19 protein-coding genes and 1 tRNA gene are annotated in these 20,511 nt (G+C 35.7%); 10 read left to right on the forward strand and 10 right to left on the reverse strand.

Going from position 1 to position 20,511, the window contains the following annotated elements; translation table 11 throughout:
• Positions 1–19: 19 nt before the first annotated feature.
• Positions 20–808: an MOSC domain-containing protein gene (locus A6A10_RS03550; RefSeq protein WP_121121920.1), complete on the reverse strand. Its 789-nt coding sequence runs from the start codon at positions 806–808 to the stop codon at positions 20–22.
• 105 nt (positions 809–913) lie between these two features.
• Between A6A10_RS03550 and xseB the strand changes: the two genes are divergently transcribed.
• From xseB to purF, 4 genes are all read left to right on the forward strand, one after another.
• Positions 914–1,138, forward strand: coding sequence for an exodeoxyribonuclease VII small subunit (xseB, locus tag A6A10_RS03555; RefSeq protein WP_121121918.1), 225 nt, complete (start codon positions 914–916; stop codon positions 1,136–1,138).
• Positions 1,138–2,031, forward strand: a complete 894-nt coding sequence (gene ispA, locus A6A10_RS03560) for a (2E,6E)-farnesyl diphosphate synthase (protein WP_121121916.1) — start codon at positions 1,138–1,140, stop codon at positions 2,029–2,031. Before xseB ends, ispA begins: the two co-directional genes overlap by 1 nt.
• A 204-nt stretch (positions 2,032–2,235) precedes the next feature.
• Complete coding sequence (locus tag A6A10_RS03565; protein WP_121121914.1) at positions 2,236–2,742, forward strand: CvpA family protein; 507 nt, start codon at positions 2,236–2,238, stop codon at positions 2,740–2,742.
• An 8-nt stretch (positions 2,743–2,750) separates the two neighbouring features.
• Positions 2,751–4,268: an amidophosphoribosyltransferase gene (gene purF, locus A6A10_RS03570; RefSeq protein ID WP_121121912.1), complete on the forward strand. Its 1,518-nt coding sequence runs from the start codon at positions 2,751–2,753 to the stop codon at positions 4,266–4,268.
• A gap of 50 nt (positions 4,269–4,318) precedes the next feature.
• Here purF and A6A10_RS03575 read toward each other — a convergent pair whose 3' ends face one another.
• The 4 genes from A6A10_RS03575 to A6A10_RS03590 all read right to left on the reverse strand — a co-directional run bounded on the left by A6A10_RS03575 (position 4,319) and on the right by A6A10_RS03590 (position 8,019).
• The gene (locus A6A10_RS03575; RefSeq protein ID WP_121121910.1) at positions 4,319–4,720 is read right to left on the reverse strand and encodes a prepilin peptidase; all 402 of its coding nucleotides are present in this window, start codon (positions 4,718–4,720) and stop codon (positions 4,319–4,321) included.
• 256 nt (positions 4,721–4,976) lie between these two features.
• Positions 4,977–6,164, reverse strand: coding sequence for a type II secretion system F family protein (locus A6A10_RS03580; protein WP_121121908.1), 1,188 nt, complete (start codon positions 6,162–6,164; stop codon positions 4,977–4,979).
• Positions 6,157–7,548: a GspE/PulE family protein gene (locus A6A10_RS03585; RefSeq protein WP_229583618.1), complete on the reverse strand. Its 1,392-nt coding sequence runs from the start codon at positions 7,546–7,548 to the stop codon at positions 6,157–6,159. Before A6A10_RS03585 ends, A6A10_RS03580 begins: the two co-directional genes overlap by 8 nt.
• Positions 7,549–7,575: 27 nt before the next feature.
• Positions 7,576–8,019 carry a pilin gene (locus A6A10_RS03590; RefSeq protein WP_121121906.1) on the reverse strand — a complete coding sequence of 148 codons (444 nt, stop codon included), beginning with the start codon at positions 8,017–8,019 and terminating at the stop codon, positions 7,576–7,578.
• 212 nt (positions 8,020–8,231) lie between these two features.
• On the opposite strand from A6A10_RS03590, the gene radA reads away from it, so the two are divergent.
• Positions 8,232–9,611 (forward strand): DNA repair protein RadA, encoded by a 1,380-nt coding sequence (radA, locus tag A6A10_RS03595; protein WP_121121904.1) that lies wholly within the window; start codon positions 8,232–8,234, stop codon positions 9,609–9,611.
• A 72-nt stretch (positions 9,612–9,683) separates the two neighbouring features.
• Here the strand turns inward: radA and A6A10_RS03600 are convergent, their stop codons facing one another.
• Complete coding sequence (locus tag A6A10_RS03600) at positions 9,684–10,010, reverse strand: DUF496 family protein (RefSeq protein WP_121121902.1); 327 nt, start codon at positions 10,008–10,010, stop codon at positions 9,684–9,686.
• A 190-nt stretch (positions 10,011–10,200) separates the two neighbouring features.
• Between A6A10_RS03600 and mepA the strand changes: the two genes are divergently transcribed.
• The 4 genes from mepA (at position 10,201) to A6A10_RS03620 (ending at position 13,530) form a co-directional block, all read left to right on the forward strand.
• Positions 10,201–11,028 carry a penicillin-insensitive murein endopeptidase gene (gene mepA, locus A6A10_RS03605; protein WP_121121900.1) on the forward strand — a complete coding sequence of 276 codons (828 nt, stop codon included), beginning with the start codon at positions 10,201–10,203 and terminating at the stop codon, positions 11,026–11,028.
• 26 nt (positions 11,029–11,054) lie between these two features.
• Positions 11,055–12,974 (forward strand): DNA topoisomerase III, encoded by a 1,920-nt coding sequence (locus tag A6A10_RS03610; RefSeq protein WP_121121898.1) that lies wholly within the window; start codon positions 11,055–11,057, stop codon positions 12,972–12,974.
• 125 nt (positions 12,975–13,099) lie between these two features.
• Complete coding sequence (gene secG / locus A6A10_RS03615) at positions 13,100–13,435, forward strand: preprotein translocase subunit SecG (protein WP_121121896.1); 336 nt, start codon at positions 13,100–13,102, stop codon at positions 13,433–13,435.
• Between the two features lie 9 nt (positions 13,436–13,444).
• Positions 13,445–13,530 (forward strand) — tRNA-Leu (locus tag A6A10_RS03620).
• Between the two features lie 81 nt (positions 13,531–13,611).
• Here the strand turns inward: A6A10_RS03620 and A6A10_RS03625 are convergent.
• Both A6A10_RS03625 and A6A10_RS03630 read right to left on the reverse strand, forming a co-directional pair.
• Complete coding sequence (locus A6A10_RS03625; RefSeq protein ID WP_121121894.1) at positions 13,612–14,826, reverse strand: aromatic amino acid transporter; 1,215 nt, start codon at positions 14,824–14,826, stop codon at positions 13,612–13,614.
• Between the two features lie 299 nt (positions 14,827–15,125).
• Positions 15,126–16,334, reverse strand: a complete 1,209-nt coding sequence (locus A6A10_RS03630) for an aromatic amino acid transport family protein (RefSeq protein ID WP_121121892.1) — start codon at positions 16,332–16,334, stop codon at positions 15,126–15,128.
• Between the two features lie 227 nt (positions 16,335–16,561).
• Between A6A10_RS03630 and A6A10_RS03635 the strand changes: the two genes are divergently transcribed.
• Complete coding sequence (locus tag A6A10_RS03635) at positions 16,562–17,947, forward strand: nicotinate phosphoribosyltransferase (RefSeq protein WP_121121890.1); 1,386 nt, start codon at positions 16,562–16,564, stop codon at positions 17,945–17,947.
• A gap of 70 nt (positions 17,948–18,017) precedes the next feature.
• On the opposite strand, the gene A6A10_RS03640 is transcribed toward A6A10_RS03635, so the two are convergent.
• Both A6A10_RS03640 and A6A10_RS03645 read right to left on the reverse strand, forming a co-directional pair.
• Positions 18,018–18,581, reverse strand: coding sequence for an NADPH-dependent FMN reductase (locus A6A10_RS03640; RefSeq protein ID WP_121121888.1), 564 nt, complete (start codon positions 18,579–18,581; stop codon positions 18,018–18,020).
• A 235-nt stretch (positions 18,582–18,816) separates the two neighbouring features.
• Entirely contained in the window at positions 18,817–20,460 is a 1,644-nt protein-coding gene (locus A6A10_RS03645) for an MFS transporter (RefSeq protein WP_121121886.1), read from the reverse strand.
• Positions 20,461–20,511: the final 51 nt, after the last annotated feature.

Here is a 20,511-nt window from a genome sequence, read left to right on the forward strand (position 1 = left end):
TTTTCAAGTTTGAATTTGCTTACTCTAATACAATAATTTCATCCTTAATTTTCACCACTCCGCTATTTTCTGGAATTAAATGAATACCAAAAGTCGGTTTACCCTGTTCATTGGTGTGATATTTTTTGAGGGTTCTAAAAGGTTCTGCATTAGGATCAAGTTGATTCGTTTCAATATTGCGAGTGATAAGGATACAACGAGTACATTGTTGTGCAACGCTAAATATTACTTCGCCAATTTGAATCCGTTGCCAGTGATCTTCTTCAAAGGCTTTTAATCCATCAATTACAATATTACTTCTAAATTGTTGCATCACAGAATGGATTGGTGACCATTCATTTAATTGTGCTAGTGATTTTTCAGAAGTGAGTAAGATTGGATTACTGTCGGCAAAACTCAGTGGCATAGCATTACTATTAGATAAATGCCGCTGGCTTTGTTGCCCTAACCAACGTAGCTGAACAGGACGCTCAAAATAGCGACTTAGCCATTGATTGATTTTTTCATTAGCGACAAAAGAGGGAAAGTGATTTCCCCATACTTCGCTGGATTGTGTTTGTGAAAAATCGTGATAATGGACTAAAAATTGTTCGCCATCTGGGGCTAAAATCGCTATTCCCATTGGTAGAGGAAAAGCAGAAAATTGATAAATTACCGCATCTTTTCTGGCGGTAATGAATTTTCCATCAAGTTCAGTGATCATAAATTCACGATCAAAATTAAGCCCTTGAGGTTGTATAAAAGCTTGATGAACGGTATAGGGTTTAGTTGATTTTATCGGGTATAAATGGAGTTGTGATATTTGCATAGAATCGAATCTTTGTAATAGGAATAGTAAAAATAATCCACATTTGCAAAATTCTCAAGTAAAATGACCGCTTGTAAAGTGAGTATAAGATATAAGGATATTGGTATGGCAAAGAAACCTACACCTGATTTTGAAACTACATTAAAAGAATTGGAAGAAATTGTCGGGCATTTAGAAGCAGGCGATCTGCCTTTAGAAGAAGCGTTAAATGAATTTGAAACGGCAATTAAATTGGTACAACAAGGGCAAGAGCGTTTACAAAAAGCAGAACAACGTATTCAAATTCTTTTGCAAAAAAATGAAACAAGTGAACTTTCGGATTATCAATAATGACTGATCAATTTTCTACTGACTTGACCTATTATCAACAACGTATCAATCAATTCTTAAAAAATCAATTCACTTTATATAGCAAAGCGAATGCACCATTAGTGGATGCCATGGAATATGCGGTATTGCTTGGTGGTAAAAGAGTTCGTCCATTTCTTATTTATGCCACAGGTAAGACGCTGAATGTTGAATTGGAAAAATTGGATCATTCAGCGGCAGCAATGGAATCCATTCACGCTTATTCATTAGTGCATGATGATTTACCCGCAATGGATAATGATGCATTGAGAAGAGGTAAACCGACTTGTCATATTGCTTTTGATGAGGCCACAGCCATTTTAGCGGGCGATGCGTTGCAAAGCTTTGCCTTTGAATTATTGGCAAGCGATCCTTATTTGACAGCGGAACAAAAAGTTGCGCAATTTAAAGCATTATCTACTGCGGCAGGTGCAAGGGGAATGTGTTTAGGGCAAAGTTTAGATTTGCAATCAGAAAATAAATTAATTGCATTAGATGAATTGGAAACGATTCATCGTAATAAGACTGGGGCTTTGATTGAAGCCTCTGTTTTAATGGGCTTTAATTTATCTGAATATGTTGAAGATCAGATGATTAAATCTTCCTTACAGCAATATGCTCAAGCGATTGGATTAGCTTTTCAAGTACAAGATGATATTTTAGACGTGGTTGGGCAGAGTGATAAAATTGGTAAAGTTGTTGGTGCGGATGAAGCATTAAATAAAAGCACTTACCCTAAATTGCTTGGTTTAGGAGGGGCAAAATTGAAGGCGAGTGAATTGCACCAAAGTGCATTAGTTGCTTTGGCAAAATTGCCTTTTGATACTACTTCACTAAAAGAATTGGCGGATTTTATTGTAAAGAGAGATCGATAAATAGACTTGATTAATTACTCAAAGTGAATAATTAATATGGTTTTAAATTCTTTAGTCTTCAAAATAATGTGATAAAATACATACAATTTTGATAGAGTAAAGCGTGTTGTGGAATCGTTTGTGAATTAGTTCTATTAAGGGCTACGCAAACGTTTTCTTTTTTTGTAAAATAGGCATCAGTACTCCAACTGATATAGAGGTTTTATGGTTGATTTTATTATTATCGGTATTATTGTTTTTTCATTGCTAGTCAGTTTATGGAGAGGATTTGTACAGGAAGTTTTGTCATTAGTTGGATGGGTATTAGCTTTCTTTATTGCTAGTCAGTTTTATTCCCCATTGGCACAATTATTGTTACAGGTCGATTCTGTTTATTTACAGCAATCAGAATATTTACGCAATGGTATTGCTGTCGCAATTTTGTTCCTTGCGGTATTAATTGTGAGTAGTCTCATTAATGCATTAATCAGTAAGTTAGTCGATAAAACAGGACTATCGGGAACAGATAGAGTATTAGGTGCAGGCTTTGGCGTATTACGTGGTATTTTTATTGTTGCTGCAATTTTATTCTTTTTGGATACATTCACGCAATTTAGTCAAAGCGAACTTTGGAAAGAATCTCAATTAATTCCACATTTTGATTTTATTGTTAAATGGTTTTTTGAGCAATTACAAGCGAATTCAAGTTTTTTAGAATCAACTACTAATTAGGGGTTATTATGTGTGGTATTGTCGGGATTGTAGGACATTCTCCGGTTAATCAGGCTATTTATGATGGGCTTACGCTTTTACAGCATCGAGGACAAGATGCCGCAGGGATCGTCACGATTGATGCAGAAAATCGTTTCCGTTTACGTAAAGCGAATGGCTTAGTGAGCGATGTGTTTCGCCAAGAACATATGTTACGTTTACAAGGTCATGTAGGACTTGGACATGTTCGTTACCCGACTGCTGGGAGTTCAAGTGTATCAGAAGCTCAGCCTTTCTATGTTAATTCGCCTTATGGATTGACTTTGGTTCATAATGGGAATTTAACCAATAATGCAGAATTGAAAAAGCTATTATTTACGTTGGCAAAACGTCACGTAAATACAAATTCTGATTCAGAGGCTCTTCTCAATATTTTCGCTTATTACTTAGATCAGCATCAAACAGAACCATTAACACCAGAAAATATTTTTGAAACTGTGCGTAACACAAATAAGGTAATTAAAGGTGCTTACGCTTGTTTAACCATGATTATTGGACATGGTATTGTGGCTTTCCGTGATCCTTTAGGAATTCGTCCTTTAGTACTAGGAAAACGTGAAGAAAGTGGTAAAACGGAATATATGTTCGCTTCAGAAACAACTGCATTAGATATTGTTGGTTTTGAATATGTGAGAGATGTTGAGCCGGGTGAGGCTATTTATATTACCTTTGATGGCGAGTTCCACTCAGCTATTTGTGCAGATAATCCAAAATTAAATCCTTGTATCTTTGAATATGTTTATTTCGCTCGTCCAGATTCAGTGATTAATGGTGTGTCTGTGTATGGTGCAAGAGTCCACATGGGACGTTTCCTTGGTGAAAAAATTGCAAATGAATGGAAAGATATTTTAGATGAAATTGATGTTGTGATTCCAATTCCTGAAACTTCAACAGATATTGCCTTACAAATTGCTAATGTATTGAATAAGCCATATCGCCAAGGTTATGTAAAAAATCGTTATGTAGCAAGAACCTTTATTATGCCAGGTCAAGCACAGCGAAAATCTTCCGTTCGCCGTAAATTAAATGCGATAGCAAGTGAATTCAAAGGCAAAAATGTACTATTGGTGGATGACTCTATTGTACGAGGTACAACGTCTGAACAGATTGTCGAAATGGCTCGTTTAGCGGGAGCAAATAAGGTGTATTTTGCGTCTGCTGCGCCAGAAGTACGTTACCCAAATGTGTATGGTATTGATATGCCAACAAGTGAAGAGCTTGTTGCTTATAATCGTTCAGTTGAAGAAATTGCTCAAATGATTGGCGTAGATCGATTAGTCTTCCAAGATTTAGAGGCGCTCTTCAAAGCGGTTCAACTTGAAAATCCAGAAATTAAAGCATTTGATGCATCTGTATTTACTGGTGAGTATATTACTGGAGATATCGATCAAGCTTACTTAGATAGTATTGCTCAAGCCCGCAACGATAAAGCGAAGTCACAGCTTTCTAAGCAAGAAGAAAACTTAGAAATCTATAACGAAAGTTAGTATCTTATCATTCATTACAAAGCCCTCCTCCTCCTCTTTTTAGGGGAGGGTTAAATCGTCAAAATAAATCCAATCGTAATAAAGGGAATAAATGGTAATTTAACCAACTTTTCTTTTTTAAATAAATAGTAACCACTATAAAAAAGGATTCCAGCTAGACTTGCTATAAATAGTAGTAATGCTATTTTTTCTATAGTAAATAAAGGTGATAATGCTATCAGCAATAAAATATCACCAAATCCCATAGCCTCTCTTTGCATAATCCATTCAGCAATATAATTAAAAGAAATAAAAAATAGGATTGTAAATAGTAAACAAACTATATTTTCATATAAATTTACTGTGTTATTAGTCAGTATATGAGTAATTGATAATGTGAAAATGATTGCGATATATTTAATTTCAGTAAGATAATAGGTGTAATCTAAAAGTGAGAGATAAATTAATATCATACTAATTACTATGATTTCTTCTGAACTATGTTGAAAATAGAATGGTGTTAATATCAATAGTGGTAATATCAATATTTCTTTAGTTTCCTCTATTTTTAGAATATTCGATTTTTTATAAAATAGTTAAGTGAAAAGTTTAAATTCATAACGCCGCACATTTCGTCATAAATGTTTTTATGTATTCGATAATGAAATAGGCTAAGTTCTCTTTTAAACCAAAAGAAGAGCAGTACCGATAGGGTAAGATTAATTATTATCATATGATGCTACCTAATTCAAAAATTGGTAGGTATAAAGCGATAATGATAATACTCACAATTGAACCAATCACGAGCATAATAATAGGCTCAAGCAGTTGAGAAAGTATATCAATTTTGTATTCAAGACGTTCTTGATATATTTGGCTTATTTTATGCATCATACTGGATAAGTTTCCACTTTTTTCGCCAATATAAATCATTTGTACGATATCTTCGCCAAAGATATGTCCATTGATACCTTGATGAAGGTAATATCCCTTTTGTATTGACTCTAACATAATTTTAATCTCTTGTTTGAAAGAGGAATCTTTATGATTTGCGTTGAGAAAAGTCTGTAAAATATTTTCTAGCTTTAAGTTAGCATCAAGCATTAATGAGAAATAGTTAAAGAAGAAGATGGTTTTTTGTGTATGTATTATGTTTCCAAAAATAGGAATGTGATTAATTAACTTGTTCTTGATTTTTTCTGTTTTTCTTTTTAATAGAAATTTATAAATAACAAATGATAATAAAAAAGTCATGATGAGATACGTATAATTCTCAGTGATAAATGAAGATAGATTAAAGACTATTTCAGTCAGTAAGGGGAGTGCTTTATCTTTTGACGTATATAATTCAGCAAACTGTGGAACAATAAAAATCATCAATAATAGAGATAAAATAATCGATATACTTAATATAATCACAGGATAAAATAGAATTTTGTTTACTTTTTTTCTTAATCCTTCTGATTTTAAACGTGAGAGTACAATTTGCTCTAATATAGTCGATAGCTTTCCACTTTTTTCTCCAATACTCACTAATAATATTTCTTGGCTTGATAAATAGGCATCTTTATTTTCTAACGAACTAGAAAGGTTAAAACCTTGCTCTAATCGTTCAATTATATTGAATAACCATTGTGTCAGTTTAATATTTAAGCAAGTATTGGTAATGATATTTAATGCAGATTTAAGTGTAATACCCGCATTTAATAATAGCGATAATTGATTGATGATTTGCGTAATTTCTTCGTATTTGGGCTTTTGTGGAATCACAAAATTGCGACTGATATGAAGATGGGTGTAGCCTTTTTCAGTAAGTTTTTGTTCTAAATTTTCATGGCTTTGGGCAAGGGATTTCCCTTGTTGTTTGACTTTTAATTGATTTAGTCCTTTCCAGCGATATTCGTATAATTTAGTCATACCCTAGTACTCTTTGAATTTCAGCTAGATTAGTTTGGTTCGATTCAACCTTTTGTTTCGCACTAAGATATAAAGATGAGTAGTCTAAACAAGCGGTCAGTTTGTTAAATTCTTTTGCAGAACGGGATAAGCATTGATAAACACCAATTCGACCTTTATAGCCTTGATAGCAGTACTGGCAAGATTTACCGAGGCATTTTTCGCATAGTTTTCTAACAAGTCTTTGAGCGATAACTAATAATAGAGAATTTCTAATTTCATATTCATCAATACCTAGCTGTACCAGTCGATCAATCGCAGAGGGAGCATCATTGGTATGCAGTGTTGATAGGACTAGATGTCCCGTTTGGGCCGCACTTAATGCTATTTTGGCACTTTCAGGATCTCGGATTTCGCCTAGCATAATAATATCGGGATCTTGCCTTAAAAAAGTCTTTAACAACTTACTAAATGTAAGATCTAAAGAGGAATTGACTTGGGTTTGAATTAACCCCTCAATTTCAATTTCTATGGGATCTTCAGCCGTGAGAATATGTTTGTCTGTTTGGTTTAAGTGATTTAATGAAGTATATAGGGTAATACTTTTACCACTTCCTGTTGGACCTGTAACGAGTATCAGACCTTGAGGTTGGCTTAATGCGTGTAATAAGATTTCCTTTTGTTGTGGAGTAAAACCTAAAGTAAGGAAATCAAGTTGAACGGGCTTATCTTTTTGTAAACGTAAGACTAATTTTTCTCCGTGATAGGTTGGCAATGTTGAAACACGAAAATCCAAAGATTCTGACAGTACGGTGGTAAAACTAAATTGACCATCTTGCGGTTGGCGAGATTCACTAATATCAAGATTTGCGAGGAGTTTAATCTTTAACACTAATCGATTCGCTAAATGCTGAGGTAGTGTTTTATAAACTTGCAGTAGCCCATCTATTCTTAGGCGTATGTTCAATTTATCTTTTGCAGGTTCTATGTGTATATCTGAGGCATTTTGTTGCAAACAAAATTTAAAAAGATTATCAAGGATCTGAATAATTGGATCATTGTAGTCTGGCTTATTCGAGGTATTCTCAGATACATAATTTATGTCGGCCAATTCATTGGTGATTTCATGATTGGGTGAGAGTTCATTGAGCAAATATTTTAATTCTTCAGATGAAATAATAATCTGCTCAATTTTTTTATTGTGTATAAAGGCGAAACTATCACTGGCATTCAAATTATTTTGATCATCAATAGCAAGCCACAACGTATTATCCGTTTCTTTAACAGGGATGGCTAAATAGCGTTGTAAAATATGCTTGTTTTTACAATTTTTCTGCCACAGTTCATTTGCGATTGTAAAAATTTGTTGTGAGCTAATTTCGCAAACTGAATACATAGAGGTCATAATTAAGCCTTTATTTACACTAGAATATTATGAGTCACAGAAGTTAGCTGGAAATAGGCTGGTATCTTCGCCTTTACAGGTTGTTGACCAGCTAATATTGTTATCACTTATCTTAGGTGTTAGGGTATAGCCATAATCTGCTAAGCTAGCTTTTCCTTCAACGGCGATAACTCCGTCAGATACAGAAACAGATTTGAGGTATTTATTGTCATCACTGTCTGATAGTGCAGCTTGAATACCATTTTTTCCAGCTGAACAGCTTGATAATGCCCCAGTGTTATAAATGCATATTTCAACATCGGCTTTATAGGTTGAAGAGGCTCGTAATAATTCTGATAGCGCTGCTTTTTTTGTATAGCCGTTATAGGATGGAATCGCAATGGTTGCAAGAATTGCAATGATAGCAATAACAATCATGAGTTCAATGAGAGTAAAAGCCTTAAGTGTCTTATTAATATGGAAATTTTTCATAGGATTACCTTAGCGTTGAGAGCGTTATGTGATGAATGTTGTGAAGTGTGAGCGATTTTAAAAATAAGTCTATGTGTGGCTTATTCTTTTGCGATCACGCTCGAAAAATAAGTAAAACAGAAGTGAAATAACTGTTTTTTTAAACAGTATTTTTTGGTACTATCATTGCAAAATAAATCAGTGCAAATAACTAGAAATGAGGTTGAAATTAAATGGCTAAAGCACCCAAAACAGCTTATGTTTGTAATCAATGTGGAGCTGAATATGCTCGTTGGATGGGACAATGTAAGGCTTGTTTAGAATGGAATACGATTAGTGAAGTTCGCCTTGTTTCAGCAAAGCAAGAATCTCACAGTCATAGATTAAGTGGCTATGCTGGAGAGACCTCAGGAAAAGTTAAGGTTCTATCAGAAATTGATTTACAGGACGTTCCACGCTTTACGAGCGGTTTTTTAGAGTTAGATCGTGTGCTTGGTGGCGGAGTTGTTCCAGGTAGTGCAATTTTGATTGGCGGACATCCTGGTGCAGGGAAGAGTACATTATTGTTACAAGTTATGTGTGGCTTATCCAATAGCATTTCGACATTATATGTGACGGGTGAAGAATCTTTACAGCAAGTTGCAATGCGAGCTCATCGATTGGGTTTACCAACGGAAAAGCTAAAATTACTCTCAGAAACCTCGGTCGAGCATATTTGTAATATTGCCGATCAAGAAAAACCTCAATTGATTGTGATTGATTCAATTCAAGTGATGCATTTAGCTGATATTCAATCTTCGCCGGGCAGTGTTTCACAAGTGAGAGAATGCGCCTCTTTTCTAACACGTTATGCGAAAACCCACCAAGTTGCGATTATTATGGTAGGGCATGTTACAAAAGATGGCACATTAGCAGGGCCTAAAGTATTAGAACATTGTATCGATTGTTCTATTTTACTTGAGGGCGAGGCTGATTCCCGCTATCGCACATTACGAAGTCAAAAGAACCGCTTTGGTGCAGTAAATGAGCTTGGGGTTTTTGCGATGACTGAACAAGGACTTAGGGAAGTCAAAAATCCATCAGCAATTTTTCTTAGTCGCAGTTCAGAACAAACATCGGGCAGTTCCGTTATGGTAATTTGGGAGGGAACACGTCCTTTACTTGTTGAAATTCAAGCATTGGTTGATCACTCTATGTTAGCTAATCCTCGTCGAGTAGCGGTAGGGTTGGAGCAAAATAGATTATCACTTCTTCTTGCTGTATTGCACCGACATGGTGGTTTGCAAATGTCTGCTCAGGATGTCTTTGTTAATGTAGTGGGTGGGGTAAAAGTCACAGAAACAAGCGCCGATCTGGCTTTGTTACTTGCCTTAGTGTCTAGTTTTAAAAATAGACCATTACCCGATGATCTAGTGGTATTTGGAGAAGTGGGATTAGCTGGAGAGATCCGCCCTGTGCCGAGTGGACAAGAAAGAATGAGTGAGGCCGCTAAACATGGGTTTCGCCGAGCAATCGTACCCGCAGGGAATGCACCTAAAAAAGTCATTACAGGTATGGAAGTCTTTCCTGTGAAAAAACTTTCGGATGCGTTAGAAATTCTAAGTGGTATGTAATTTTAATAAAAAACTACAGATACTCTGAGGTAGTATCTGTAGTTTTAGTGTATATCAGTAATGAGATGACAATTATTTGTCTGATTTTTTATGGCTGTGATTTGCCATTTGTTTACGAATTTCTTTACGTTGTTTAGATAAATCAGCATTACGGATTGTATAGTCATCAACACGAGCTTCATAATCTTCGCGCATATTCGCAATGATAGCTCTGATATCTTCGATAGTCATGCCTTCTGTAATATATTGGTTTAAGTTATCTAACAATAAAATTCGTTTTTGGTTATCGCGAATTTTTCTATCGTTATCTGCAGTGTCTCTAAGAAGTTTGTTTTTTAAACGATAAAGATGGACATATTCCAACATATCATGAAAGCATTGTGCGTTATTATTTGCCATGTGATATTCCTCGGGTCTTTTATAAATGAAAGTAAGCAAATGCTAGACTTTTTATCTTCATTCGTCAAAAGTTTTTATGCTATAACTTATTGAGTAGAGAATAAAAATACAACTTTTGCTTTTCATAGGGTATTAAACTAGAATGGTTGAAGATAAAAGCGATTCTGCTTATGAAGTTTAGGACAATAATATGAATTTATTAAAAATAGCTGTGGCATGTATTCCACTCGTTTCAGGGATATCTATGGCAACTCCATGGGAAAAAATCAAAGCACCAGTTGCTGGTGCAGCACAATCCATTGGGGGATATAGTAATGGCTGTATTATTGGTGCCGAACCATTAGCGTTAAAAGGGGAAGGGTATCAAGTCATCCGTTCTATCAAGAATCGCTATTATGGCCATCCGAAATTATTAAGCTATTTGACTAATTTAGGTCAAAGAGCAAAATCATCAGGGCTTCCACCGATATTAATTGGTGATATGGGAATGCCTGCGGGTGGGCGTTTTTCATCGGGGCATGCCAGCCATCAAACAGGGCTAGATGCAGATATTTGGCTAAGATTTGGTCCTATGGATGATAAAACCGCAAGAAATCCCGCGGGGCTAGCGACTATTATGGTCGATCGTTCTGCCAATGTGGTAAATGAGCGTTTATGGACACCTAATCATACACAATTAATAAAATTAGCAGCATCAGATGATCGTGTTGATCGCATTTTTGTTAATCCTGCAATTAAAGTTAAATTATGCAATACGGCAGGAAATGATCGAGATTGGTTGCGTAAGATTCGTCCATGGTTTGGGCATGATTCACACTTCCATGTCAGATTAGGATGTCCTGCTGATGCAAAACAATGTAAGAATCAAGCTCCTCCACCGGCTGGAGACGGATGTGGATCAGAACTTTATTCTTGGTTTGAGCCTGCAAAACCATCTACATCTAAACCTAAATCTAAAGTATTACCGCAACCACCACAGTTGTGCCAAATGATTTTGTCTTCTCAAGGCGTAAATTAGTTAGTTTTTTGCTAAATCTTGATCGTATGCGTTTGTTTATTGCAGAAAAGCCTAGTCTTGGGCGAGCTATCGCTCAAGTCTTACCTAAACCTCATTTTACTAAAGATGGATTTATTGAATGTGGTGAAGGAAATGTTGTCACTTGGTGTATTGGGCATTTGCTTGAACAAGCTGAGCCTGATGCCTATGATGAACGTTTCAAAACTTGGCGTATTGAACACCTACCTATTATTCCTCAACAGTGGAAACTTCTCCCTAAGAAAGAAACCTTAAAACAATTAAAGGTTGTCGAGAAACTTATTCGTAAAGCCGATATTTTAGTGAATGCAGGCGATCCAGATAGAGAAGGGCAATTATTAGTTGATGAGGTGTTTGGTTATCTAAAGTTAGGCTCTGAAAAAATAGCTCAAATTCAACGCTGTTTAATCAGCGACCTTAACCCGAATGCAGTCAAAAAAGCGATTGAAAAATTGCAATCTAACCGAGATTTTATCCCTTTAGCGACTTCAGCTTTAGCGAGAGCGAGGGCTGATTGGTTATATGGTATAAATATGACACGCTCATATACGTTACAAGGTCAAAGACAAGGCTACAAGGGAGTGCTATCGGTCGGTCGAGTACAAACACCAGTGCTTGGGCTTATTGTTCGTCGTGATTTAGAAATCGAAAATTTTGTCCCAAAAGATTATTTTGAGGTCATTGCTAATATTACTGTGCCAGAAACAAAAGAGCAATTTAAGGCTCAATGGCAACCAAGTAAAGCATGTGAAGATTATCAAGATGAAGATGGACGAGTTTTATCACGCGCTCTAGCTGAAAACGTGGTGAAAAGAATTACCGATAAACCTGCCGTTGTTTCTCAATATCAAGATAAAGTGGAAACAGAAACTGCGCCATTGCCTTATTCATTATCCGCATTACAAATTGATGCTGCCCGTAAATTTGGATTATCTGCTCAAAACGTATTGGATATATGTCAAAAATTGTATGAAACACACAAATTAATTACTTATCCTCGTTCAGATAACCGTTATTTACCTCAAGAACATTTTAATGATCGCTTTCAAGTGGCTAATGCGATTAGCGGACATTTGGAAGAATATTCCGCATTGCCTGAAGTGGTTGATCTAAACATTAGGAATAGATGTTGGAATGATAAGAAAGTAGAAGCCCATCACGCAATCATTCCAACTTCGAGATCGGGAAATGTGCGATTAACAGAAAACGAAAAACGAATTTATTCACTGATTGCTCGTCAATATTTATTACAGTTTTGTCCAGATGCTCAATTTAGAAAAGGTAAAATTGAACTCAATATTTCAGGCGGATTATTTATTGCTCAAGCTAGGAATTTGATTATTGTTGGTTGGAAATCCTTACTAGGTAAGGAAGATAGTGATGATGCTGTAGAGCCTCTTTTACCAGTGGTTAAAAAAGATCAGATTTTACATTGTGATAATGGGGAAATCTTAACTAAAAAAACTCAACCACCTCGCTATTTTAGCGACGCAACCTTGCTATCCGCAATGACAGGGATTGCTCGTTTTGTTCAAGACAAACAACTTAAAAAGATATTAAGAGAAACGGATGGTTTAGGAACAGAAGCCACTCGTGCAGGAATTATTGAATTATTGTTTAAACGAGGATTTTTAGTTAAGAAAGGGCGTAATATTCATAGTACTGAACTTGGTCGCACATTGATTCAAGCGTTACCAGAGAGTGCAACGTTACCAGATATGACAGCACATTGGGAGATGCAATTGACGAATATGAGCAAAAAACAAGTCAGTTACCAGCAATTTATGCATGAGTTGGGTTTTAGCTTACCGCAATTATTACAGTCTCCTCACCCTGAAATTTTGCAAAATTTGGCAAAGATCTCACCGCTTGTATCTTATAGTAAAAATAGTAGTAAGCGGAAGTATAAAAGGACTGATGAAAAATAAATCGGATATGCTCAATTTGTAAAAATTTTCTTGCAAGAAAAACTAGAACCTTATATCATTCTTCACGTTAAAAATATTCCGCTCTTGTGCGGAATTTTATTTTGAATCAGATTAAAGAGAATAAAATGTTAATTAATGTGTTAACTATCGTGTATCTTTGTGTTGCTGTATTACTTGTTGGTTTCATTTTGATTCAACAAGGTAAAGGTGCTGATATGGGTGCATCATTTGGTGCAGGTGCGGCAGGAACTGTTTTTGGTTCTGCGGGTTCAGCAAATTTTCTATCTAGAACAACAGCAATATTAGCAATTATATTTTTTGCAATCAGCTTGGTAATAGGAAATTTAAATACGGAAGTACAAGCGCCTCAAAGTCAATTTGAAGACTTAAGTCAAGTTGAACAGCTTCAGCAACTTCCAGTTGAAACACAGAAACAACAAAATAACGATATTCCTCAATAAATAAATTTAGCTCTGGTGGTGGAATTGGTAGACACGCTATCTTGAGGGGGTAGTGTCCGGCGGATGTGCGAGTTCGAGTCTCGCCCAGAGCACCATTTATGAAAGCCTAGTAATTTTACTAGGCTTTTTTTATTCTTGTTTATATGATGTCTATTTTGTCTACTATGCCGAATACCTTAGCCCACAACTTGCGGTAATAATCCTTGATTGATTAAGAACGGGACAATGACAATAAATACCCCAACAATTAGTGCTGTAATTAATGCTGTATTTCCACCTTTCACTTTATAAGCTAAATCAGGATATTGTTTACGTAGTTTCCATACCATAGCAATTGGCAATACGATGGCATAAAATGCAAACATTTGTCCAGCATAGCCTAATGCCGTGATAAATCCTTGTGGGTAAAAGAAGGCAAATAGCATAGGTGGAATAAAAGTCATTGCACCTAAAGTCAATCTTCCTGCTTCAATATTTACACGCTTAAGCAAGTCTTCTAATGCTTCAAATAATCCTAGTGCTACACCTAAAAATGAGGTAATCAGAGCCAATCCAGAGAAGATTCTAACAGATGCACCAATTATTGAACTACTTGTAATTTGCGTAGCGGCTTTTGCCAACCCATTTAAGGTTGGATCTTGCTCTAGAATTTGTAAAAATTCGGTTTGAGATAAAACACCGTGAGTTGCTAATTGCCATAAAATATAAGCAATGAGAGGGATGGCTGTACCAACTAAAATAGAAATACGTAATGCTTTGACATTGCCTTCTAAATATTTATTTAAACTAGGAATTGAACCATGGAATCCAAATGATGTAAAAAATATTGGGCTTGCTGAAATTAATAACGCATTATTAATCGGCATTTCTAATAGGTTATCTATTGAAATTTCTGGTAACAATAAAAAAAGTACAAAAGCAAAAGCGAAAATTTTCGTAGTAAATAATATTCGATTGATTGCATCTACACTTTTTGTACCCACAATAATGAAAGCACCAAAAATAAGGGTAAATAAAATCCCTGCAATACGAGACGTGGTTTCTTCATCAATAATAGTGGGTAAAAAAGCACTAAGAATTGAGCTGCCACCTGAAACATAAGCAGACAAAATTGCATAGAGGAAAATAATTAAAACTGCAGTTGAAACTATTCTACCAAAAGTCCCATAATATTTTTCTGCTAATGTCCCTATTCCCGCATCACTGTCAACTGTTTGATACAGTTCAACAAATAATAATGCACTAAAACAAAGTAACAGCCATAAAGTAACAAGAAGCCCAACAGTAAATCCAAATCCAATACCTGCAGAAGTTAGAGGCATAGCTAACATACCACCACCAATTGTGGTACCTGCAACAATTAGTGCACTTCCTAAAGTTTTGCTTTTCATATAACAACCAAACCAATTAAAAAATATCAGTATTTTAACAAACAACAAATTATACTGTAAATATTTTATTGCAGAAGTGTTTTTATTTTTTTACATCATGTTCTGTTAACAATTTTAATTGATATGATTAAGGTAATGGCAGGTTAAAAAAGGAGGTAATTATCAAGGTAAAAACTGATAACTTATTTTTTTATGTTGGTTGTATTTAATGATAAAAAATCTGCTTCTTAATAAGTTGATTGAATGGTAACTTTTGGGAAGCAGATTAAAATGTATTATTTTTATTTTATAGATATGAACTAACTAATTACCGGTGGTAGTAATTCACCTTGAATTAAAAATGGTACACACATAATGACCACACCTAAAATAAGAGCTAATACTAAAGCTACATTTCCACCCATAACACGATATTCTAAATCTGGGTATTTTTTACGTAATACCCACGCCATCCCTACAGGTAATACAAGTCCGTAGAAGGTAAACATTTGACCGGCATAGCTGAGTACACCAAGGAAGTCACGATAGAATAGTGCAAATATTAAAACGGGTACAAAGGTAAGTAAGCTTAATGAAATACGATTTGCTTTGATATTAATACGTTTTAGTAAATCATCTAAACAGTCAACAAGCGCTAAAGCAACACCTAGGTATGATGTAATAAGTGCTAAAGATGAGAAGATACGCACAGATTCACTGATAAAACTACTTCCTGTTGCTTGTAATGTCGCTGCAATTAATCCATTTAATGTCGGATCTTCACTGATAATTTCCACAAACTTAAGTTGTGAAAATACTCCATGTGTCGCCATTTGCCATAAAATATAAGCAACAAGAGGAATTGCTGTACCTCCAATAATCGCAATGCGTAAGCGACGAATATCTCCATCTAAGTAGTTATTAATACTTGGAATAACAACGTGGAAACCAAATGATGTAAAGAATACTGGGCTTGCCGAAATTATTACGAGATATTTTAATGGCATTGCACCTAAGTTTTCTGCAGTCGCTAGAGGTAGCATCATGTAGAGAACAAAGAAGAATGCAACTAATTTTATTATGAAGAGAACTCGGGTAAAGGCATCTACCGCTTGAGTACCAATGGTCACCGCTATTGCAAAAAAGACAATAAATGCTGTGATAGAAACCGCTTCCGCATTACCACCTATAAATTCTAAGAATGGTGCAAGTAAATTACCACCCCCTAAGGCATATACAGTTAAAATTGCATACATAAAGATAACGAGTGATAAGGTTGCTAGAACTCTACCAATCATCCCAAAATGTTGCTCTGCCAGTGTTGCAATTCCCGCATCTTGGCGTTCAGCTTTTTGGTAGACTTCAACAAATAGTAGAGCACTGTATGAAAGAAGTAGCCATAATGTAAATAGTAAGACCATTGTATAGCCAAAACCCATCTCAGCAGAAGTAAGTGGCATTGCTAACATTCCTGCGCCAATTGTCGTTCCTGCAACGATTAAGGCACTTCCTAAAGTTTTATTTTTCATATAAATACCTAATAAGTAATAAGATGAGAGCATTCTAGCAAACAATAAATTAATTTGTAAATATTTTATTACATAGTATTTTATGTTTTACAATTATGTTTAATTGCACTATTTTTTATATAAAAATTTTGGTAGCTAAAAGATATTAAATAGGCTTTTTAGTGAAAATTTGGTAAAGTGTATATATCAAAAATATATAGTTAAACTGATTATAGTGAGAAAATGAAATGTACTCATCAAATTTTAACAATCTACTTTTAAATGTCGACAGTTATAAAGCATCCCACTGGTTACAATACCCCCCTAATACTGAACATATTTCTTACTATATCGAAGCTCGAAAGAGTAATTTTGATGTTGTGATGTTCGGCTTACAAGCGTTTATTAAAGAATATTTACTTGTTCCAATCACTCAAACTGATATAGATCAGGCAGAAATTACACTTACTGCCCACGGATTACCCTTTCATCGAAAAGGTTGGCAAAGATTGCTTGAAAAGCATAAAGGGTTATTGCCAATTAAAATAGATGCAGTGCCTGAAGGAACAGTCTTACCTGTTGGCAATGTAGTGTGTCAAATTGTAAATACCGATCCTGAATTTTATTGGTTATCGGGCTACCTAGAAACAGCGTTGCTACGTGCCGTATGGTATCCCTCGACAGTCGCTAGTATTTCTTATTTCTGTAAACAGAAAATTAAACAAGCCTTATTAAAATCGTCAGATAGCCTTGATGGGTTAGACTTCCAACTGCATGATTTTGGTGCAAGGGGCGCTTCAAGCTTAGAAACAGTTGCATTAGGTGGATTAGCTCATTTAGTCAATTTTAGAGGAACTGATAGTGTTTCAGCATTATTAGCGGCAAAGCGTTGGTACAACGTGACTAAAATGCCCGCTTTTTCTATTCCAGCAGCCGAGCATAGTACCATCACAGCTTGGGGAAAAGATAATGAAGCGATGGCTTATGACAATATGATCACGCAATTTGCTGGCGACAAGAAAATTTATGCGGTTGTTTCAGATAGCTATAATTTATGGAATGCATTGGAAAATATTTGGGGAGAGCAACTTCATCAAAAAATTAAAGAAAAAGGTGGCAGATTAGTTATTCGTCCAGATAGCGGTGATCCTATTGAGATTGTGTGCAAGACCCTTGAGATCCTAGCAGAAAAATTTGGTACTACCGTCAATAGTAAAGGCTATAAGGTCCTCCCTGATTACATCCGTATTATTCAAGGAGATGGCATTAATATGAACTCCCTTGACCCTATTTTAGATGCCATTATGCAAAAAGGTTTTAGTGTTGAAAATGTGAATTTCGGTATGGGTGGTGGCTTATTGCAACAAGTGAATCGAGATACGATGAGTTGGGCTATGAAAGCCAGTGCAATTTGTATTAATGGTGAATGGAAAGATATTTTCAAAGCCCCAATCACTAGCCAAATGAAACGTTCTAAAAAAGGTATTCAAGCCTTAATCTACGAAGACAACCAATGGCAAACTGTCCGACAAGATGAATTAGCTAACAGAGAAAATCAATTAAAAACAGTTTTCTTAAATGGTAAGTTATTGGTGGATGAGCATTTAGATAGTATTAGAGATAGAACGAGATAACAAGCGGTCAGTTCATCGTATTATTTTGCAAAATTTTGCATAAAACCCACTGTAAAGTGGGTTTTATGTTTTATGCATTTTCTTCAACTAATTGAACAAAGCGGTTCACATAATCTTGCAAAAATTCGCGCGTTTTTTCTGTGTTTAAATTGCCATCTTCATCGAAATAAGTTGGTGAGTTGCCTAAAAAGATTTCAGGTTGTCCTACGGTTTTCATATCAAAGTAAGATAAAGCCAGTCTTAGATTTTTTTGGCTACTGTATCCGCCCATTTTTCCAACCGAGTGGCTGATGATGCCATTCGGTTTATTTTTCCAAGCGACATCATTATTTGGTTTTGATCCAATATCAACGGCATTTTTTAAACAAGCAGGAATGGTGCGGTTATTTTCTGGCGTAACAAAGAATATACCATCTGAAGTTTTTATGGTTTCTCTAAATTCGGTGTATGCTTCTGGAAGAGGGAAATCGGTCATGGCAGGATCGTCATAGTCAAAGTTGTATAAAGGTAAGTGACCAATTTCGACGATGCTGACTTGATAATTTTGAGGAAACATAGGGATGATATTTTTTGCAATTTTTCTAGCAAAAGAGCCTTGGCGTAGGCTGCCAACTAATATACTTATTTTTTTCATGTGAGTATCCATTTTTAAAACAAACTTAAATTATGTTGATAATCAGAATATCCCAGTAGAAAAGGAGATATTACGGATTAGCATTGGCTATTTTATTTTAAATGATAAGCATTATCAATAAAATAAATAGTAAAGTATAGGTGAAAAGGAATGGATAGAAGAAAGGCTAAGAAAAGGTAAAATCCTTTCTTAGCCTTGAGAGCTAATTAATTAGATGATAATAAATTAACGACAGTTAATGATTTTTAAAGCCAACAAAATGTTTAATTTTTGGTTTATCACCTTGATGATAGGCATTAATTTCAGCTTGTAGTTGGGCATCCACTTTTGAAATTCTTCCATGTTGACGTAGATGCTCAGCCCAGCTTTCCACTAAAAACCATTCTAAAATAATTTCAGGATCTTCCGTATCTTCAACGACTCCCCAAGAATATGCACCATCTTTACGACGATGTTCTGCAAATTTTTTCAGCTTTCTTAAGAATGCTTTTTGATCATCTTTATTGATTCGATATTCAACTTGAATCATCACTGGTGAACGATGAAGTGGAATATTATCGTGAGTATGTGGGGCTTCCCAGTGGTTTGCAGGGGATAAATCATCTTCACCTAATGGCAATTTGGCTTTATTAGCTAATACACTAATAATGATAAGTATCACTGCACCCAGGGCAAGCGTCATCGACAAACCAATATATTGTGCAACAAATCCCCAAGTTAAACTTCCAACAGTCATTGCACCATTAAATGTTGTGAGATAAATTGCCAAAGAGCGACCTCGTACCCAATTTGGTAAAATCGTTTGGGCAACGCCATTTAACGTTGTTAATGCAGTAATCCAAGCAAATCCAAGGAATAAGGTTGCGATAACAGCAGACCATTGCGGCGGAGAAAGTGCTAAGAAACACATGACGACAGCACTAATAATTGCGGACGTTAATAATAGCTGATCTGAGGATAAGCGGTTTCTTAATATTGGAAGAATAATTGCACCAATAATGGCACCTATTCCCACTGCTGCAAGGAGTAATCCGTAGAATCCTGCTGTTCCGCCTAATAATTGGCGGGCAATTAATGGTAATAATGCCCATACTGGACTGACAAATAAAAAGTAGAGGACAGTACGGAAAAGCACACGATGTAAAGGTTTACTTGATTTTGCATAGCGTAATCCTGCACGGAATGCGCCCCCAAAATGCTCAAAGAGTTCATCATGTTCTTTAACTTCCCGTTTCCACCACCATAATGCACTAATGACAAATGCATAGCTGATGACATCCATTCCATAAGCAAAAGATGCCCCAAGTTGTGCAAGGACAACCCCTCCAATAGCGGGACCGACTGCACGAGAAATGTTGATACCTAATGAATTAAGAGCAACGGCATTTTTAAGGTTTTCACGATTAACTAATTCAGGCACGATAGCTTGCCATGTTGGTCCCATTAGTGCCGCACCGATTCCTCCAGTAAAGGTAAAGAGAACAAGTGTTATGACAGATTGTAAACCTGTTGCAGAAAGTAGCATTAGACAGGTACTACTTAAGGCCAAAATGAACTGAATTGAAATAAGAAATTTACGACGGTCTAATATGTCCGACATGACTCCAGCAGGAATTGCGAGTAAGAAAAAGGGGAGTGTTGTTGCTGCTTGAATAAGTGAAACTGCAGCAGGTGAGGCTGATAATTCGGTAATTAACCAACTGCTTGCTACATCACGAATAAAACTACCGACATTACCTACGATAGTTGCAATCCATAAAATGAGGAACAGTTTTTGCCTAAGTGGGGCAAAGCTACCACCTTGTTTATTATTTTTTGGCTCTAGGTGGCTAGGTTGATGATCGTGATTTTCCGACCTTTTCTTTTTAGAAATTGGCATGTTACTCTCCTTAATTTATGCTTTTCTATACATACAAGCGGTCGGATTCCG

This window comes from Otariodibacter oris, assembly GCF_009684715.1.
GTDB lineage: Bacteria > Pseudomonadota > Gammaproteobacteria > Enterobacterales > Pasteurellaceae > Otariodibacter > Otariodibacter oris.

Excerpts from the sequence above, each read along its gene's own strand:
- A6A10_RS03550 (WP_121121920.1), bottom strand. The coding sequence starts at position 808 with ATGCAAATATCACAACTCCATTTATACCCGATAAAATCAACTAAACCC.
- xseB (WP_121121918.1), top strand. The coding sequence starts at position 914 with ATGGCAAAGAAACCTACACCTGATTTTGAAACTACATTAAAAGAATTG.
- ispA (WP_121121916.1), top strand. The coding sequence starts at position 1,138 with ATGACTGATCAATTTTCTACTGACTTGACCTATTATCAACAACGTATC.
- A6A10_RS03565 (WP_121121914.1), top strand. The coding sequence starts at position 2,236 with ATGGTTGATTTTATTATTATCGGTATTATTGTTTTTTCATTGCTAGTC.
- purF (WP_121121912.1), top strand. The coding sequence starts at position 2,751 with ATGTGTGGTATTGTCGGGATTGTAGGACATTCTCCGGTTAATCAGGCT.
- A6A10_RS03575 (WP_121121910.1), bottom strand. The coding sequence starts at position 4,720 with ATGATATTAATTTATCTCTCACTTTTAGATTACACCTATTATCTTACT.
- A6A10_RS03580 (WP_121121908.1), bottom strand. The coding sequence starts at position 6,164 with ATGACTAAATTATACGAATATCGCTGGAAAGGACTAAATCAATTAAAA.
- A6A10_RS03585 (WP_229583618.1), bottom strand. The coding sequence starts at position 7,548 with ATGACCTCTATGTATTCAGTTTGCGAAATTAGCTCACAACAAATTTTT.
- A6A10_RS03590 (WP_121121906.1), bottom strand. The coding sequence starts at position 8,019 with ATGAAAAATTTCCATATTAATAAGACACTTAAGGCTTTTACTCTCATT.
- radA (WP_121121904.1), top strand. The coding sequence starts at position 8,232 with ATGGCTAAAGCACCCAAAACAGCTTATGTTTGTAATCAATGTGGAGCT.
- A6A10_RS03600 (WP_121121902.1), bottom strand. The coding sequence starts at position 10,010 with ATGGCAAATAATAACGCACAATGCTTTCATGATATGTTGGAATATGTC.
- mepA (WP_121121900.1), top strand. The coding sequence starts at position 10,201 with ATGAATTTATTAAAAATAGCTGTGGCATGTATTCCACTCGTTTCAGGG.
- A6A10_RS03610 (WP_121121898.1), top strand. The coding sequence starts at position 11,055 with ATGCGTTTGTTTATTGCAGAAAAGCCTAGTCTTGGGCGAGCTATCGCT.
- secG (WP_121121896.1), top strand. The coding sequence starts at position 13,100 with ATGTTAATTAATGTGTTAACTATCGTGTATCTTTGTGTTGCTGTATTA.
- A6A10_RS03625 (WP_121121894.1), bottom strand. The coding sequence starts at position 14,826 with ATGAAAAGCAAAACTTTAGGAAGTGCACTAATTGTTGCAGGTACCACA.
- A6A10_RS03630 (WP_121121892.1), bottom strand. The coding sequence starts at position 16,334 with ATGAAAAATAAAACTTTAGGAAGTGCCTTAATCGTTGCAGGAACGACA.
- A6A10_RS03635 (WP_121121890.1), top strand. The coding sequence starts at position 16,562 with ATGTACTCATCAAATTTTAACAATCTACTTTTAAATGTCGACAGTTAT.
- A6A10_RS03640 (WP_121121888.1), bottom strand. The coding sequence starts at position 18,581 with ATGAAAAAAATAAGTATATTAGTTGGCAGCCTACGCCAAGGCTCTTTT.
- A6A10_RS03645 (WP_121121886.1), bottom strand. The coding sequence starts at position 20,460 with ATGCCAATTTCTAAAAAGAAAAGGTCGGAAAATCACGATCATCAACCT.